We start from the raw sequence: 17043 nt of genomic DNA on the forward strand, positions 1-17043 counted from the left end.
CCCGATTCAACGACGCTCACGCGCCTGCTCCATATGGGCACACAAGCGCTTCATGCCCTCCAGCAACCTCGGTGTCGCCCGCTGGATACTGGAGGGTGGAATGAAGTATAGATTGTTCCGCTTTACCGCGGTCATTCCCTCGAATCGCCGCCATGGATCCAACCAGCTATCGTCGTCTTCCCCCATCCCGGCGACGACGATGGCTTCCGGGTCCTTTGACAATACTGACTCCACATCCAGCCTTGGCGTCAACCTCGGAAGGTCCCCGTAGATGTTCTTGGCTCCGCACACGGCTGCGGCACGACTGATCAGGTGTTCATCATTGACCGTCATCAAGGGATCATCCCATATCTGATAGAAGAGCCGGACCGGGGCAGCATCGGCATAACGGGCCTTCAGCGCGGCAATCTCCGTTTTGAAATGCGCTGCCTTGGGATGGGCGATGTCCTCGCTACCCGCCAGACGGCCAAAACGCTCCAGAGTGTGAGCCACATCCTCGAAACTCCGCTGCTCCCCCCAGAACACGTCGATCCCCAATTCTTCCAGCCGACGTAGCTGCTCGGTGGGGTTACCACTGATCCAGGCCACAACCAGATCCGGCTCGGCAGCCAGCACGGCTTCCATGTCGATGCGGTTGTGGCTGCCGATACGAGGGATATCCTTTGCTGCTTCCGGATAATCACTGTAACTGGTGGTTCCAACCACCCGTTCACCAGCACCGGCGGCAAAGAGCAACTCGGTCAGCCCGGGCGAGAGTGAGATGATCTTCTCTGCGGGCTCATCAAGACACAGCAGTCGCATCAGATCGTCATGAACACAGACGGGCTCGGTCGAGCTGTCTGCCAGTGACACAATGGGAAGCCAAAGCAAGGCCACAATCAGCACCCTGGCAGGACTGATTATTTTGTACCCCATGCGCTGCCCTCCTCGTTTTCTGAAAGCCGGGCCCCGACCATCCAGGGCCCGGTCATTGATCTCAGTCACCGTAGCGAAGACTGAGATTAACGCTACGCCCTGGCTGCTGATAGTCAAAGTCATTGAAGCTGTCACGGGCAATGACATAATCCCGGTCAAGCACATTGTCTACGACCAGGCGAGCATTCCAGCTTTCCGCAAAGCGCCAGCCGGCACGAAGATTGAGCAGTGCAAAACCGGCCAGACGTTCGGCGCCATCGGCGTCATTGAAACGGTGACTCTGGGCAATAATGGTGCCCCCCAATGACCAATCGCCGATCTCTCGGTCGACTTCCAGCCTGCCGGTCTGTTTGGCGCGGCGGATCAGACGTTTGCCACTTTCACGGTCTTCCGGGTCGGTATAGGAAACACTGCCGTAGATGCGCCAGTGATCCCGATTCCACCCCGCACCGATTTCCAGGCCGCGGATACGGGCCTCGTTGACGTTCTGGGGCAGGAAGACCCCATCCTGAAACACCGTTTCAATCAGGTTATCCACATCGGTCTGGTAGGCAACGGCATCCCAGAACCAGTTCTCATAGAGACCGGAAATGCCCAGCTCCACGCTCGACGATTCTTCCGGCTCCAGGTCCGGGTTGCCGAAACCGGGGAAATACAGCTCGTTGAAGGTTGGCGCTTTGAAGCCTTCACCCCAGGAAGCACGAATACGATGCGACTCGCCCAGGCGATAGCCCACTGCGGCGTTGGCAGTGTTAACAGTGCCGAAGGAATCGTTATCGTCATGCCGAATGCCCAATTCCAGGCTCAAAGGCGCAAAATCCAACAATGCCTGGGCATAGCTGCCACGATTGCGGCGGCTGTCTTCTTCGTATTCAGAAGAAGATGTAATCTCATCGTCCAGGTAATCCAGGCCGACGAGGATTTCGTGGTCACCGGCGAACAGGCTGTTCTGCCAGTTTGCCACCTGACGCCGTGTTGCGAATTCGCTCTCGCTGCCGTTGTCATTGACGGTGTCGCCTTCATCACGACTTTGCCCAAGCGTGACACGGGTATCCCAGTGTTGATTGATGCTTCGCTCGTAAGTGCTACCAAGGGCCTGATGGACAAACGTCATCTTGCCGCCAATGAACTCGGTTCTCCCCTCGGAGTGAAGGGAGGTCACGCCCAGCTCCCCACCATCGTCAAACTCATGGCTGATTCGCCCCACGGCGGAGCTGTTATAGAAGCCTTTTCGCTCGCCATCCTCCCGAAGGGCAATGCCATCGGTGTGGAAATGGTTGGCGCCCAGGTTGTAACGGGTATTGCCGCTCTGCCCGGACACACCTGCCCCGTACTGGTGAGTACCGAAGGAGCCCGCACTGATTTCCGCCCAGGGGCTGAGTTCTTCCCCACCCTCCGGGGTAAAGACCTGAATGACGCCACCAAGGGCATCCGGTCCGTAGACGCTGCCTCGCGGCCCCCTCACGATCTCCACCCGCTCGATGAACTGGGGCGGCAGGTACTGCCAGGAGGCACCACCGGTGGTCGCGGCACCCATGCGCACACCGTCCACCACCAGCAGACTGTGATCACTACTCGTCCCCCGAAGGAACAGGCTGGTGGCCTTGCCGAAGGGGCCATTACTGACAAAATCCACCCCTGGACGGCCCCGTAGCAGCTCTGAAAACTCCCGGGGCTGCTGCCGTTGAATGGATTCCCGGTCTACCACACTCACAGACGTCAGACTGTCATCGACCTGCTGTTCGGTACGCGTTGCGGTAACCACTACCGGATTCAGCGGAACGGCTTCCGCCGCCCCGGCCGCCAACAAGGGGGCTGCGGGCTTATCTTCGCCTTCGGCGGCCAAGCTCAGGGGTGCAATGAGAATAGCGGCGGGTAGCGTGACCCACGCACTGCGGATACGATCGACTAGCATTGAATTTCCCTCAACTAACCGTGCCCACCGCACGGATTTGGATGCAACGGAATGCACGCTTGAGGGAACAGGTGGGGCGGAAGAATGGAATGTTATTTCGGCATCCGACCGGCCCGAGCGCTGCCCTCCGCAGCGTGCGGCCAGACACCCGGGAATCGGCAGGATTCAGCGGGTGTCGAGCACGCAGGCCGGTCTACGGGCTGATGAGCAGGCTGGCGCCGCCGGCGAATCACCTTCCCATGCCTCTCACGGACACAGTGGTCATGGATTCACCGGTGCCGGCTCTGGACAGAGACGGCTGCTCAATCACCGTTGCGGGGGCAGCGTCGGAATCCTTCACCGCGTGTAGCAGCAGAAGTTCACCGACTTCCCGTTTAATCCCCGGTCATGAACTGAGATGGGGACACCTGGTGCGAGGCGGAAAGGTATCAGCAACAGCCCCTGTGGTCAATCTGGGCGATTGTCCGCGTTCCATTCCCGGCGCTGGGGGAACCCTGGAGCCCGTGACGCATCCAGGACGTTGGCGATTGGTGCGGGACGGCCGAACAGGAAGCCCTGGGCCTCCTCCACGCCAAGCTCACGGAGCAAGCCAAGCTGCGCCTCTGTCTCCACGCCCTCTGCAACCACATGCAGGTTCAGGTTACGGGCCAATTCCACGATGGAGCGGACAATGGCAGCCGCACCCCCATTTTCAGTCCCCAGGTCAGCAATGAAGGCTCGGTCGATCTTCAAGGTATCCATTGGAATCTGGCGGAGATAGTTCAGAGAGGAATAGCCGCTACCGAAGTCATCAATCGCGATGGTGACGTCGGGGGCAGCTGCCTTGATTCTGCGGAGATTGTCCATGGCCAGCTCAACATCATGCATGAGGATGGATTCCGTGATCTCAATCTCCAGTGGCAGTGGGTTTTGGGTGCCCTCCACTTCCAATGTGGCAATCAGACGCTGCAGATGCTTTGTCTCATAAAGATCCCTGGCCGACAGATTGATCGCGATACGGAAATCCGGGCCATCTTTCTGTATCTGACGGCTTTCCCTGCAGGCCTGCTTCAAAACCCAGTGATCCAGACGACAGATCAGGTCAGACCGTTCCGCTAGGGGCAGGAAATCAGCCGGCTGCAAGAGCCCGCGGGAAGGATGGTTCCAACGAATCAGTGCTTCAAGCCCACAGATACGTGACCGGGCAATATCGACACGGGCCTGAAAATAGAGACACAATTCATCGGAATCCAAAGCCCGCTCGAGGTCGTGGCGCAGGCTGAGGCTTGCCTGCGCCCGTTCTGTCATCTCCTGATCAAAAAAGGCATAACGATTTTTCCCCGACGCCTTAGCCTCGTACATGGCCAGGTCGGCATTGCGAATCAGGGTATCACTGTCACCACCATTATCCGGATAAATGGCAATACCAATACTCGAATGGACGATAAGCTTCTCACCCTCGATATCGATAGGGCTGGTCAGAAGATCCAGAGCCCGCTCTGCAACCCGGGCGGCATCGGCAGCCTCTTCAACTTCCATTAGCAATACAAACTCGTCACCACCAAGGCGGGACAGGGTATCCCCGGCGCGGCAGACCGATTCCAGTCGTTGTGCCGTATGGCGGAGGAACTGGTCACCTACATTGTGACTGAAGCTATCATTGATCAACTTGAAATCATCCAGATCCAGCAGCATGACAGCCAGCATTGAATTGGTTCGGGTGGATTCTGCAATGGCATGATCGATCCGATCGTAAAGCAGCTTCCTGTTGGGCAGTTCAGTGAGAGGATCATGGTAGGCCAGGTACTCAAGCTCGCCGCCAAACTGCACGGCATCGATAGCACTGGCGATGAGCTGCCCTAGCAAGCGCAAATTGTTGCGAATATCCTCTGGCCAGAATCGCTTCTCCCAGACCGCGTCCAGGCCGAAGAGCCCCCGCGGGCGCCCGTCTTTCATCAATGGCACGATGATCAGAGAACGTATGGACTGCAGCTTGTATTCCTCCCGTTCAACGCGGTACTGATCATCCATCATGTCCACATCGGGAAGATGGGCTATATTTCCTTTGAGGATATTACCCATGAGCCAGGGAAAAGCCTCAAAGGGCAGGTTCTGCAAACGCCCTATCTCCGGTGGCACACTCGGCGCGGACCATTCGTGGGTATTACTGAACGTGCCGGCATCAAGGTCGATGGAAAAAAGATAGCTGCGCCCCGCATTGAAAAATGCGCCGATATCCGCAAGGACGTCCTGGATGACCGAGTCAATTCGGTCGGGGGTAACACTGATCAATCGAGTGGAAAAGTCGAGCAGCAAGTCATTGAAGGCGATTTTGTGTTCCAACTCCCCTTCAAGCCGAGCCCACTCCCTCGCATCCCGCACGGAAGCGAGAAACAGCACATGCCCATCATGGTTTAGACGTACCAGATTGACCTCAACGGCCAAGCGCTCTCCACTCTTGTGTCGATGCCAGGAGCGGAAAACTTTCTGGGCACCTGGTGATGCCACCATTTCCGCCAGCAGATTATCGATTTCCGCCGGATCGCGGTAGGGATTGAGATCAGAAACTGACATTCCCAACAGCTCACTGCGGCTATACCCAGTGTGCCGGCAAGCAGCCTGATTGGCTTCAAGGATGCGACCGCTGCGGTCATGTAGATAGAAGGCATCGGCGATGTTATCCATCAGATAGCGATGGAAGTCGCCCCTTTTTTCCATATCAGGCATTTTGTCATTCTGCCCCGTCATTCAAGCCTCGCCCGAAACACCCCCAAGCACGGCACGGCTCAGCTGTTATCGCTAGACCGATACCGCCCAGCATAGACACTTATAGGACTGATTGCCACGGCAATCGTGGATGCCGTGCGCCGGGATGAGACATGGGGGGGTGGCGAGGCCAGATTCGCCGAATGGACAACCATTGATCCGGTCAGGAGCCGCCTTGCGTTGATGCTGGGTCGTCAAGAACGGTATGCATGTACACAAATACCCTCAAGCCAGATTGGCATTAGCTCGACTAGGCATCGAGATGGGAAATGAATGCACTGTCAGTTCTGAGCGAGGGGTGATACCCGGCCCCACAAGGCGGGCTTCCGACGCGCGCTGTCCCGGTCCACCTGGAACCAGTCACCGGCGGGGGAAACATGCAGCCGGCTCTCGGACGGCCAGAACAAAGGTGCCGTAAACCAGGCCTCCAGACCGGTTCCAGCCAAGTGCGTGGGGTGACGCTCTTCAACCGTGACCAGCGCTTTGGCCAGCGTCCACATGCCGTGCACGATGGGGCACTGAAAACCGAACAGCCGTGCGGACATGCTGCTCAGATGGATCGGGTTCCAGTCACCTGAGACCCGGGCATAACTGCGACCAATCCCGGCAGGACATTCGAAACCCTGGCTGTCACTCTCTGCCGGGACGCGCGGCGCCGACGGCGGCAGACGCTGAACATCCGCACCATCGGGAGCGCCCACCCCCCGAAACAGCAAGAGGCTTTCCGCCTCCCATCGACTGACTCCTTCGGGATCGCGCCAGACCGTTTCCATGTGAAAAATACGTCCACGGGGATGAGCCGCCCCCGGCCGCAAAGACACTTCCAGGTCCAGCGCCCGCCCCTGTTCTTCCCTGGGACGCTCCATGCTCTGCTTCCAGCGCACACGCTGCCCAAGATGCACGACGCCCAGACTGCGACCGGGCAGGCCCGGTGTGGAGAGAAGCTGGAGATGGAGCGGCATGGCAGCCACCTGGGGATAGAGCGGCGGCATCAGATCCGCGGCAGGCAGACCAAGAAGGCGACGGTATGCTTGCAGCCGATCGTCGTTGAGCTCTACCGGTGCGCGACAACGCAAGGGATAGGCGGAGTTCGGCAGGTCTCCCGATCGACTGGGTAGCAGCTCATTGCTGAGCAGGCGTGCATAAGCTCGAGTCAGCGAAGCGCTGGCCTGCTCATCCTCTTCCGTCATTACGCTCATCCCCGATGTTCCTTGTTGTACACGATCATGCTCCCTATACACCCCGAACGGTGCCGGAATGCCTCATCTTATCATTATGATTCTTCCAGACTGCGCTCTGTTACAGCCTTGGCGTCTTATCCGCCCCCGGACTCGGCTCAGGACGGAAAAAGCCCGCCACTGAGGCGGGCTTGCGCTTTCCGCAAAATGCACCCAGCCGGGATCATTCCATCCGGTGGTCCATCAGCACCCGGGCCTCACCGCTACCATTGTCCAGCTCTACCGTGGTAGTCCCGATAATGTCCCCAGGGCGTGGTGTCGCGTCGCCGGATTCTGACACCCGGGCAATGATCTCCACCCGCTCGTGCTGACTGATCTGATGTCCGTCCAGCATCGCATTCTCGTCCCCAAGCCGGAAAGGCCCGGGCAAGGCAGCCGCGGTCAGACGAATTCCCGCCAGGGGTGGGGCGTCGGCGGCCTGGGCAGGGCGGGCAATCAGAAAGACCGTGGCGGAGCCATCGATGTCATCCTGGAATTGCTCTGCCAATTCCACTTCAACGGTAACCGCCGCTCCATTCTCCTCGCCTTCCGTCACCGCCAGCTCACCTTCCTCGCCACTGGCCACGGCAATGCGCTCTTCCACCACCTGCCTGAAAGCATCCGGCGGATCCTGATCCAGCAAGCGCTCCCACAAGGCCACCGCCGACTCGGGATCCCCCTCCTCCATTGTGATCAGGCCACCGTACCAAAGCCCCTTGGGGTGGCTTGGGTCCAGATCCAGCACATGGCGGAACAGGGGCGCGGCATGGGTCACCATGCGTGAGGGATCCGCCAGCGTGATGGCCTCGGCATAGTTGGCCAGTACCCGGGGATTGTCCTCACCGGCAATCTCGACCGCCTGACGATAGGCTTCCACGGCTTGGTCGTACTGGCCGAGCGAAATACGGCTTCGACCCAGCAACATCCAGCCTTCCAGATCATCCGGCTGTTGCGCCAGGCGACTCTCCAGGGCGTCCACGGCAGCGGCCATATCCATATCCCCACCCGCCATGGGATTCATGCTGCCACGATCAATGGCATCGGGGTCACCCACCTGGAGATAGATCCCCAGGGTAGCGAGGGGCAATAGCACTGCCAGGACAATGGCACTGACCGGTTTCCCCGTCTGGATGGCCGGGCCGGATTCCGCATCGGCCTGGCGATCACTGGCTTCGCTTTCAATCTGGCGCCGCGACAACTCATAGGTGCGGTTGTCGATATCACCGTCCTCGAGCTCCTGCTCGAGCTCTGCAAGCTGCCTGGCACGCGTTACCGCCACCGCATCCACGGCCTCGCGGGATACCTTGCCGCCACGGCGGCGGATCAGCGGTCCGGCGGCGAGCAGGAGGGCCGCGACCACCAATAGTGCACTCAGGGTCACAAAGGTCATCATTGTTCACGCCCCTCCAGTTCCGCCTCTTCCTCGGCATCCTGACGAGCCCGGCGGACAAGCGTGACCACCAAAACCACGGCACCGATCAACAGCAAAAAGGCCGGACCAAACCACAAAGCCAGCGTATCCGCCCGCATGGGCGGGCGATAGAGCACAAAGTCGCCATAGCGCTCTGTCATGTAATTCTTGATCTCCTGGTCCGTGGCACCATCGGCAAGCATGGTGCGAACCTGGGCCCGGAGATCCTGTGCCAGCTCGGCATTGGATTCAGCAATGGACTCGTTCTGGCAGACTAGGCAGCGCAGTTCGTTGACGATGCGATGGTATCGCTGCTCCAGAGCGGGGTCCTCAAAAGGCTCCCCCGGATCCGCTGCCTGAACCGATAGAGAGAGCAGGGCCAGGGCGGCCAGAATAAAAAACGGGGTCAGCAGTTTCATTCCCGAGCCTCCTGCTCCAGTCCGCGTATCAGCGGCAGGAGCGTATTATCGATGTCCTGGTGAGTGATCGGGCCGATGTGCTTGTGTCGAATCTGGCCACGGTGGTCGAGCACGAAAGTCTCCGGGGCACCATATACGCCCCAGTCGATTGCCACCCGGCCATCACCATCGAATCCGGATTGCTCGAAAGGATTGCCCACCTGGCTGAGCCACTGAATGGCGGTTTCCCGATCATCGCGAAGGTTGAGGCCGACAATGCGAACGCCCTCCTCCTCCGCAAGCCGCATGAGCTCATCATGTTCTTCGTGACAGCCGGGACACCAGGTACCCCAGACATTGAACAGCGTTACCTCACCGGCCAGGTCCAGATTGGTCACCAATCGGTCCGGTTCATGCAGGGAGGGCAAGGCAAAAGCCGGAGCCTCGCGACCCACCAGGGGTGAAGGGACTTCGCTGGGATCAAGTGACAGACCGCGCCAGAAAAACCCGATCAGAACAAGCAGGATCGCCAGGGGAATCAGATAACGCCACATCAGACCGACGCTCCTCCGGCGGCACGGGCTGCCCGCTCGGATTCCTGTTCACGGCGACGGCTGACCAGGCGATAACGGCGATCGAGGACGGCAATCACACCCCCAAGCCCCATCACCAGAGCGCCAAGCCAGATGAACCGAACCATGGGCATGTAATGGATACGGACACTCCAGGCATCATTGCCCAGATAATCCCCCATGGCGACATACAGATCGCGGCGCAATCTTGGATGCAAGGCAATTTGCGCGAGGGGATCGGGCCGGGCCCGGTAAACCCGATTTTCCGGGTACATGCTGGTGACCTCGCGGCCGTTGCGGGTCACCACAAAGCGACCCTGAACCGAGTCCCAGTTGGGACCGACACGATCGCGCACACCTTCGAAATAAAACTCGTAACCGGCGACTTCATAGCTGTCTCCGGGCACCATGCGAAGATCCCGCTCCACGGCAAAGGTGGTGACACCGGCAACCCCCAATGCCATCAGCCCCACGCCTGCATGGGCGGTCAGCATCCCCCAGATGGAGGCCGGCATGCCGCTGATGCCCCGCCAGCCGCGCTTGCGCCAGCGCAGGAAGGGTTCCATGAAGACGGAAAAGATCACCCACAGACCCAAGACCACGCCCAAGAGCACCATGACGCCGGCCGCCCCCCCAAGGATCAGGGTGCCACCCACGCCAAAGACCACCGCCGCCACCATCAGCGGCCACATGCGGCTGCCCAACTCCGTGGCCTGATCGCGCTTCCAGCGGGCATAGGGTCCGAAGCCCAGGAAGAACATCAGCGGCAGCATCAATGGCACGAAGACCGCATTGAAGTACGGCGGGCCGACCGAAATCTTGCCCAGGCCCATGGCATCCAGGAACAGAGGATAAAGCGTGCCCAGCAGAACCGCCGCCGTGGCCACTACCAGTAGCAAGTTGTTCAGCAACAGAAAGCTTTCCCTGGACACCAGCCTGAAGCCACCGCCCGGCGGCATATGGGGTGCCCGCCAGGCGTAGAGTGCCAGCGACCCGCCAACAACCGAAGCCAGGAAGATCAGAATGTAAACGCCGCGCGTGGGATCGGTCGCGAAGGCATGCACCGAAACCAACACCCCGGACCGCACCAGGAAGGCGCCCAGCAGGGCCAGGGCGAAAGCGGAGATGGCCAGCAATACCGTCCAGTTACGGAATGCGCCCCGCTTTTCGGTTACCGCCAGGGAATGGATCAAGGCCGTGGCCACCAGCCAGGGCATGAAACTGGCGTTTTCCACCGGATCCCAGAACCACCAGCCACCCCAGCCGAGCTCGTAATAGGCCCACCAACTGCCAAGGGCGATACCGAGGGTCAGGCAGACCCAGGCCATGGTGGCCCAGGGGCGTGTCCAGCGGGCCCAGGTGGTGTTGGACTCCAGCCCGATCAATGAGGATACGGCAAAGGCAAAGGGAATGGCCAGACCCAGATAGCCCAGATAAAGCATGGGCGGATGAATGATCATGGCCGGATCCTGGAGGATCGGGTTCAGGTCCCTGCCCTGTTCCGGAATCGGGAACAGCCGCTCAAAGGGATTGGAAGTCAGCAGTGTAAAGAGAATGAACCCGGCACTGATCACCCCCAGAATGCCGATGGCACGACTGGTGAAAACCTGGGGAAGATTACGGCTGAACCAGACAGCGGCCAGTGTCCAGACCGCCATCAGCATGGACCACAGCAGCAGACTGCCTTCGTGGGCACCCCAAACCGCCGTCAGCCGATAGATCAAGGGCAGATCGGTGTTGGAGTTATTGGCCACATAGGCGATGGAGAAATCATGGGTAATGAAGGCATAGGTCAGTGCCAGATAGGCCAGCGTGGTAAAGACCAGCTGCCCCACCACCACACTGGGCAGTGCCTGCATCCAATCCAGCCTGCGGCGAGCCGCACCGGCCAGGCCGAACCAGGCCTGAGCCAAGCAGATAAGCAGAGCCAGAATCAGCGCAATTTGTCCAAGTTCCGCTGCCATCAGTAATCCTCACCCGGGCCGCTGTATTCCTGCTGCTCGCGCAGCTCCCGTTGCCGCCGTTGCCATTCCGCTTCCCGCAGCGACTCCTTGACCTCTGGCGCCATGTAATTTTCGTCGTGCTTGGCCAGAATCTGGTCGGCGATAAAGATACCATCGTCATCAAAGCGGCCATGGGCAATGATTCCCTGCCCTTCCCGGAACAGGTTCGGCAGGATGCCGTCGTAAGCCACGGTCACCGATTCCAGTTCATCCGTGACATCAAACACCACGCCCAGTTCACCCATCTCCCGTTGCACCGAGCCATCCACAACAAGGCCGCCGACGCGGATACGCCGATCATCGAAGGTAATCTCGCCCGAGGCAATCTGGGTGGGACTGTAGTAATAGAGAATGTTTTCCTGAAAGGCCTTCAGCCCCAGGGTGGCGGCAATGGCCACGCCGGCCACTGCTGAAAGCACAAGAACCATACGCTTGCGACGAGGGGTCATCGGGAACCTCCATCCGAATGATAGCGCCGCACCAGGCGCAGGGCCTCGCGGTGTCGGCGGATCACGAGCCAGACCATCAGGCCCATGACGAGGGCGGAGACGCCGAAGGCGCTCCAGACCCAGACGGCAAAGCCGTCCATGTAAAGAAATTCGCTAAACCAATCCATCATTTTACCGTGCCTCCAGGCCCGGTGACGAGGGCTTTCGTCCAGGCCGCCCGCCGTTCCCGTTGCAGCAACTCCGCCTGTAATTGCCGCAGCAGCAACCAGGCAAAAAACAATTTGTAGCCCAAGGCCATGACCAACAGCGGGATCAGCATGGCCGTATCAATCGAGGGTGCCCCGAACTTTGCAATGGTGGCCGGCTGATGAAGGCTGTGCCACCAGTCCACGGAGAAATGGATGATGGGCACATTGACCACCCCCACCACGCCCAACAAGGCGCTGGCCCGATCACCACTGCGCTGATCCTGGAAGGCTCGATTGAGGACAATGAAGCCGATATAGAGGAACAGCAGGATCAACTGCGATGTCAGCCGGGGGTCCCAGGTCCACCAGGTCCCCCACATGGGCTGGCCCCAAATGGAGCCGGTCGCCAGGGAGAGAAAGGTAAAGGCCGCGCCGAGCGGGGCAGCGGCAATCGCCACCGCATGGGCCACCTTCATGCGCCAGATCAGGCCAATGGCCGAGGCCAAGGCCAGCAGAACATAGACAAACAGGGACAGCCAGGCCGCCGGCACATGCACGTAGATCATCCGGAAGCCGTCACCCTGCTCGTAGTCGGGCGGTGCAAAGGCCAGGCCCCAGACCGTCGCTGTAAGCAGACATGCAAGTCCCAGGATGGCAAACCACGGCACCATGCGGTCCGCCAGTCCATAGACATGGGGCGGTGAACCGAATCGATGAAACCAGCGCCAGCTCTCTTTACCCACGAATTCGTGTCTCCAACTCAAGGCTCTCCCCGGTCAGCGGCCCACAGGGTAAACCCGCCAGTGGGCAGGCAGTGTGAGCCAGATCAAACGAGGAAGCTTCAATCCTCATTCCAGGCTGATTCGCACGGCAGCGGCAACTGCCGGCGGCCCCAGGCTGAGGGCCAGGACGGCCAGCATGCCCAGGGCCCACAGGCCAGTAACTTCCTCACCGTTCACCGCCTGCACCACCGAGCGGCTGCCGAATATCAGCACCGGGATGGTCAGTGGCAGCACCACCAGGGCCAGCAGGCTGCCCCCACCCCGCAGCCCCACGGTCAGGGCCGCGCCCAGGGCAGCCAGGATGGTGAACACGGGTGTTCCCAGCAACAGCGTCAGCGCCAATACAGACAATGCCTGGGTCGGCAGGTTCATCATCAGTGCCAGCAGCGGCGACAGCAGCAACAACGGCAGAGCGCTCACCAGCCAGTGGCCGCAAAGCTTGGCCATCACATGCAGACTCAGCGGCTCGGGGCTAAGCACAGCCAGCTCCAGGGCACCCGACTGATAGTCGGCCCGAAACAGGCGTTCCGCCCCCAGCAGAGCGGACAGCAGGGCCGCCACCCAGATCACCCCGGGCCCGACCGCCTGCAACAACTCCGGCATCGGCTCCAGGCCGAGCACGAACAGCATCCCCACCAGGACAAAAAACAGCAGGGGCGTGACCACGTCGGCCGTATCACGGATGGCCAGTAACAACTCCCGATACAGGCCGGCCAGGAAGACACTGTTCATGCCCCGCCTCCCCCGGCCTTGTGGCTGCGATCCAGGTCCAGTTCCCGCACAGTCCCCGCCGAGTCAGGCAGGGGCTGATGACTGCTGACCAGGCAAGCCCCACCGTGAGACCGGTGCTCTAAGATCAGTTCGCCCACCAGAGTCTGCCCGTCTGCGTCCAGACTCGTGAGCGGCTCATCCAGGCACCACAGACTGGCCTCGCACAGCAGCAGGCGGGCGAGACTGGCCCGCTTCTGCTGGCCGGCGGAGAGAAAGGCGCAGGGGCGATCGGCCACCGCGGTCAAAGCGAGCCGCTCAAGGCAGTCGCTCAGGCGCCGCGCGGAACGTCGACCGGCCAGCGGTTGCCAGCTCGCCAGATTTTCGCGAGGACTGAGCTCCGGCCGCAGGCCGGTCTGGTGGCCACACCAGGCCACGTCGGCAAGAAAGGCGCTGCGATCCTCATCGCGGGGGCGACCACACCAGTGAACCTCGCCGGCATCGGCCTGGCTGAGCCCCAGAATCACCCGCATAAGGGTTGTCTTGCCGGCACCGTTGGGACCGCGCAACCACAGGGTTTCGCCGGAAGAAAGCTGGAATCCGAAATTTCGCAGGAGACGAGTCTCGCCCCGCCAGATCTCAAGTCCGGCAGCGCTGAGTTCCGTAGTGCCCGCCTTCGCCGAGCTGCTGTGAGCCTCTGTGTGGGACATCCGATCTTGGATAAACGCTTCAGGAATGAACGGCGGCCTCGCCTGCCGGTCTTGGGCGGGAAATGGTGCCCGGAGCCGGAATCGAACCGGCACGGCCCTAAGGGCCAGCGGATTTTAAGTCCGCTGCGTCTACCAGTTCCGCCACCCGGGCTGGTCGTCGCTTCCCCTGCATGCTTGCACTGGCGGGCAAGCGGAAAATTGGAGGCTCGGGCCGGAATCGAACCGGCGTACACGGCTTTGCAGGCCGCTGCATCACCACTCTGCCACCGAGCCTTATCGGGTGCGGCTTACAGGGCGCGAACTTTACCACAATTCGCGGCGCCGAGGTAGACATGGAAGCTGGGGTTCCAGGAACCTCAGACCTCAGAGCTTCCTCGAAAAAAAAGCCCGGTGCAATGCACCGGGCTTTTTTATCTGGAGCGGGAAACCGGATTCGAACCGGCGACCCCAACCTTGGCAAGGTTGTGCTCTACCAGCTGAGCTATTCCCGCCGAAAGAGCGCACTATTGTATGGACCAAGAAAAAACTGTCAAGGCCTGCAGCGATTTTTTGTCGCTGAACTAAGGAACCTCTGCACAGAGGTTCCCTAATAATCCCCTTCCCGCATGGCCGGCCAGGCTGCCCGCAAATACTGGAGCATGGACCATAGCGTCAGGCCTGCCGAGACATAAAGGGCAAGCAAGCCGAGCTGATAAGTGGGTATCCAGCCAATGTCATGACGCCACAGCATCAGCAACAGGGCCACCATCTGGGCAGTGGTCTTGACCTTGCCGGTCCAGTTCACGGCAATGGATGCCCGTTCGCCCAGTTCCGACATCCACTCTCTCAGTGCCGAAATGGCGATCTCGCGACCAATGATGACCACCGCCGGTATGGCCACCAGAGCCCGACCGTCATACTGAACCAGCAGGACCAGGGCCGCGATCACCATCAGCTTGTCCGCCACCGGATCAAGGAAGGCACCAAAATTGGAATGCTGACCGAGCCGCCGGGCCAGATAGCCGTCCAGCCAGTCGGTAATTGCCGCCAGACCGAAGATCAGGGCACTGGCCGGGGCTGCCCATTTAAAGGGCAAAAAGAAGAACAGCATGAACACCGGGATCATGACGATCCGGGCGATGGTCAGGCTATTGGGGACATTGATCGGCATTGATTGACAACTCCACCGGGGGCCAGGTCATTCAGTGGGCCTGAACCCACTGCTTCACTCCAGCCGAAATTCGTCGTAGATCCGTTGGGCCAGGGCCCGGCTGATACCCTTGACTGCCGCCAGATCCTCCACCCCGGCCTGGCGAATCCCCTGTAGGCCACCAAAAGCCTTGAGCAACTGCTGGCGGCGTTTTGGACCCAGTCCGGGGATGGCTTCCAGCGGTGAGCTGCGACGGCTCCGGGAGCGCCGATGCCGGTGCCCGGCAATGGCGAATCGATGGGCTTCGTCGCGGATGCGCTGGATCAGCTTCAGAGCCGGTGAATCTGGCGGGAGTATAAGCGGAGCCTTACGGCCGGACAAGAACAGCTGTTCCTGCCCGGCCCGCCGATCCTGCCCCTTGGCTACCCCGAGAAGGGTCACCCCATCCACCTGCAGATCTTCCATTACCCGCTCCGCAACCGACAACTGCCCTCGCCCACCATCAATCAGCAACAGATCAGGCAGCCGCCCCTCGCCCTTCTGCAACCGGGTGTAACGTCGCTCCAGCGCCTCGCCCATGGCGGCGTAGTCATCACCCCCGGTCTCACCGCGCATGTTGAAACGACGGTAATCCTGGCTGGCCGGTGCGCCCTCTTCAAAGACCACACAGCTGGCCACGGTGGATTCACCACTGGTGTGGCTGATATCAAAGCATTCCATCCGCCGTGGCGGCTCCTCCAGACCGAGGGCCTCGGCAAGGGCGTCCAGGGCCTGGCGCGCATGGCGGTCCGTGGCCAGGCGACTGGCAACGGCCTGGCTGGCATTTTCCGCTGCCATTTTCAGCCACCGGGCCCGATCACCGCGTACCCGATGCCGAATGCCAATCTTGTGTCCGGCCTTTTCGCTCAGTGTCGCTTCCAGAACCGCCGCGTCGGGAACAGCATGGGCGGTAATGATTTCCCGGGGAGCATCCCGGTCCAGATAGTATTGCGGCAGAAAGGCCGCGAGCACCTCGCGCTCTTCATGGTCCATGGACACCCGGGGAAAGAAGGTCTTGCTACCGAGGTTCCGACCGCCGCGAATATAGATGATGGCGACACAGAAGATATCGCCATGGCGGGCAACCGCAAGCACGTCGAAATCCCCCTGATCGCCGGTCACATACTGGCGTGCCTGGGCTTGTCTCAGCCTTGCCACCTGGTCTCGCAACTCCGCTGCTTTCTCGAAGGCCAAGGCCTCGGAGGCCGTTTCCATGCGGGCAATCAGGCGGTCAATGACGTCCTGATTGCGCCCTTCCAGGAAGAGCATGGCGTTTTCCACGTCGCGGGCGTATTCCTCCGCCGAAATATAGGCCACACACGGCGCCGTGCAGCGGTTGATCTGATACTGCAGACAGGGACGCGATCGGTTACGGAAAAAACTGTCGGTGCAGGGACGGAGCTTGAACAGCTTCTGCAATTCACTGATCGCGGCCCTCGCCGATGCCACGCTGGGATAGGGCCCAAAGAAACGTCCTTTCTCCCGGCGAGTGCCACGATAAAAGCTCAGCCGAGGATACGTGTGACCGGAGAGATGGATATAGGGATAGCTTTTGTCGTCCCGCATGAGCACGTTGTAGCGGGGACGATGGGCCTTGATGAGATTATTCTCCAGGATCAGGGCTTCGGTTTCGGTGTGAGTCACCGTCACCTCTACCCGCTCCACCTGGACCATCAGGGCACGGGTCTTGGGGCTGTCATGATTCTTGCGAAAATAACTGGCCACCCGCCGCTTGAGATTGCGGGCCTTGCCGACGTAGAGAATATCCCCCTGGGCAGACAACATGCGATACACCCCGGGTCCTGTTGTCAGGCTCCCGAGGAAGGCCTTGTGATCAAATTCCCCGGCTTCTTCACTCATTG

Annotated in this window: 15 protein-coding genes, 3 tRNA genes and 1 riboswitch; all 18 genes read right to left on the bottom strand. The window is 60.4% G+C overall.

Going from position 1 to position 17043, the window contains the following annotated elements; genetic code table 11:
- Positions 1-6: 6 nt before the first annotated feature.
- The 18 genes from VCB98_RS05630 to uvrC all read right to left on the bottom strand — a co-directional run bounded on the left by VCB98_RS05630 (position 7) and on the right by uvrC (position 17041).
- Positions 7-915 carry a cobalamin-binding protein gene (locus tag VCB98_RS05630; protein ID WP_346050923.1) on the bottom strand — a complete coding sequence of 303 codons (909 nt, stop codon included), beginning with the start codon at positions 913-915 and terminating at the stop codon, positions 7-9.
- Between the two features lie 61 nt (positions 916-976).
- Positions 977-2830, bottom strand: a complete 1854-nt coding sequence (locus VCB98_RS05635) for a TonB-dependent receptor domain-containing protein (protein WP_346050924.1) — start codon at positions 2828-2830, stop codon at positions 977-979.
- A 168-nt stretch (positions 2831-2998) separates the two neighbouring features.
- A riboswitch (cobalamin riboswitch) is annotated at positions 2999-3256 on the bottom strand.
- 21 nt (positions 3257-3277) lie between these two features.
- The gene (locus VCB98_RS05640) at positions 3278-5536 is read right to left on the bottom strand and encodes a sensor domain-containing protein (protein ID WP_346050925.1); all 2259 of its coding nucleotides are present in this window, start codon (positions 5534-5536) and stop codon (positions 3278-3280) included.
- Between the two features lie 320 nt (positions 5537-5856).
- Positions 5857-6774, bottom strand: coding sequence for a MaoC/PaaZ C-terminal domain-containing protein (locus tag VCB98_RS05645; RefSeq protein WP_346050926.1), 918 nt, complete (start codon positions 6772-6774; stop codon positions 5857-5859).
- Between the two features lie 202 nt (positions 6775-6976).
- Entirely contained in the window at positions 6977-8185 is a 1209-nt protein-coding gene (ccmI, locus tag VCB98_RS05650) for a c-type cytochrome biogenesis protein CcmI (RefSeq protein ID WP_346050927.1), read from the bottom strand.
- On the bottom strand, positions 8182-8622 hold the full coding sequence (locus VCB98_RS05655) for a cytochrome c-type biogenesis protein (protein ID WP_346050928.1): 441 nt from the start codon (positions 8620-8622) through the stop codon (positions 8182-8184). The genes ccmI and VCB98_RS05655 overlap by 4 nt, the downstream gene beginning before the upstream one ends.
- Positions 8619-9155: a DsbE family thiol:disulfide interchange protein gene (locus VCB98_RS05660; protein ID WP_346050929.1), complete on the bottom strand. Its 537-nt coding sequence runs from the start codon at positions 9153-9155 to the stop codon at positions 8619-8621. The genes VCB98_RS05655 and VCB98_RS05660 overlap by 4 nt, the downstream gene beginning before the upstream one ends.
- Positions 9155-11137, bottom strand: a complete 1983-nt coding sequence (locus tag VCB98_RS05665) for a heme lyase CcmF/NrfE family subunit (RefSeq protein ID WP_346050930.1) — start codon at positions 11135-11137, stop codon at positions 9155-9157. Before VCB98_RS05665 ends, VCB98_RS05660 begins: the two co-directional genes overlap by 1 nt.
- A complete protein-coding gene (gene ccmE / locus VCB98_RS05670; protein WP_346050931.1) occupies positions 11137-11625 on the bottom strand; it encodes a cytochrome c maturation protein CcmE in 489 nt (162 codons plus the stop codon). The genes VCB98_RS05665 and ccmE overlap by 1 nt, the downstream gene beginning before the upstream one ends.
- Positions 11622-11795 carry a heme exporter protein CcmD gene (ccmD, locus tag VCB98_RS05675; RefSeq protein WP_346050932.1) on the bottom strand — a complete coding sequence of 58 codons (174 nt, stop codon included), beginning with the start codon at positions 11793-11795 and terminating at the stop codon, positions 11622-11624. Before ccmD ends, ccmE begins: the two co-directional genes overlap by 4 nt.
- On the bottom strand, positions 11792-12556 hold the full coding sequence (ccmC, locus tag VCB98_RS05680) for a heme ABC transporter permease CcmC (RefSeq protein ID WP_346050933.1): 765 nt from the start codon (positions 12554-12556) through the stop codon (positions 11792-11794). The genes ccmD and ccmC overlap by 4 nt, the downstream gene beginning before the upstream one ends.
- A gap of 105 nt (positions 12557-12661) precedes the next feature.
- On the bottom strand, positions 12662-13327 hold the full coding sequence (gene ccmB / locus VCB98_RS05685) for a heme exporter protein CcmB (RefSeq protein WP_346050934.1): 666 nt from the start codon (positions 13325-13327) through the stop codon (positions 12662-12664).
- Positions 13324-14013, bottom strand: a complete 690-nt coding sequence (gene ccmA / locus VCB98_RS05690) for a cytochrome c biogenesis heme-transporting ATPase CcmA (RefSeq protein WP_346050935.1) — start codon at positions 14011-14013, stop codon at positions 13324-13326. Before ccmA ends, ccmB begins: the two co-directional genes overlap by 4 nt.
- Before the next feature lie 63 nt (positions 14014-14076).
- Positions 14077-14164: transfer RNA gene (locus VCB98_RS05695), tRNA-Leu, on the bottom strand.
- A 48-nt stretch (positions 14165-14212) separates the two neighbouring features.
- Positions 14213-14286 (bottom strand) — tRNA-Cys (locus tag VCB98_RS05700).
- A gap of 142 nt (positions 14287-14428) precedes the next feature.
- Positions 14429-14504, bottom strand: a tRNA-Gly gene (locus tag VCB98_RS05705).
- A 95-nt stretch (positions 14505-14599) separates the two neighbouring features.
- Positions 14600-15163 carry a CDP-diacylglycerol--glycerol-3-phosphate 3-phosphatidyltransferase gene (gene pgsA / locus VCB98_RS05710; protein WP_346050936.1) on the bottom strand — a complete coding sequence of 188 codons (564 nt, stop codon included), beginning with the start codon at positions 15161-15163 and terminating at the stop codon, positions 14600-14602.
- Positions 15164-15217: 54 nt separating this feature from the next.
- Complete coding sequence (gene uvrC / locus VCB98_RS05715) at positions 15218-17041, bottom strand: excinuclease ABC subunit UvrC (protein WP_346050937.1); 1824 nt, start codon at positions 17039-17041, stop codon at positions 15218-15220.
- Positions 17042-17043 lie beyond the last annotated feature (2 nt).

Source organism: Natronospira elongata, from assembly GCF_034931365.1.
Lineage (GTDB): Bacteria > Pseudomonadota > Gammaproteobacteria > Natronospirales > Natronospiraceae > Natronospira > Natronospira elongata.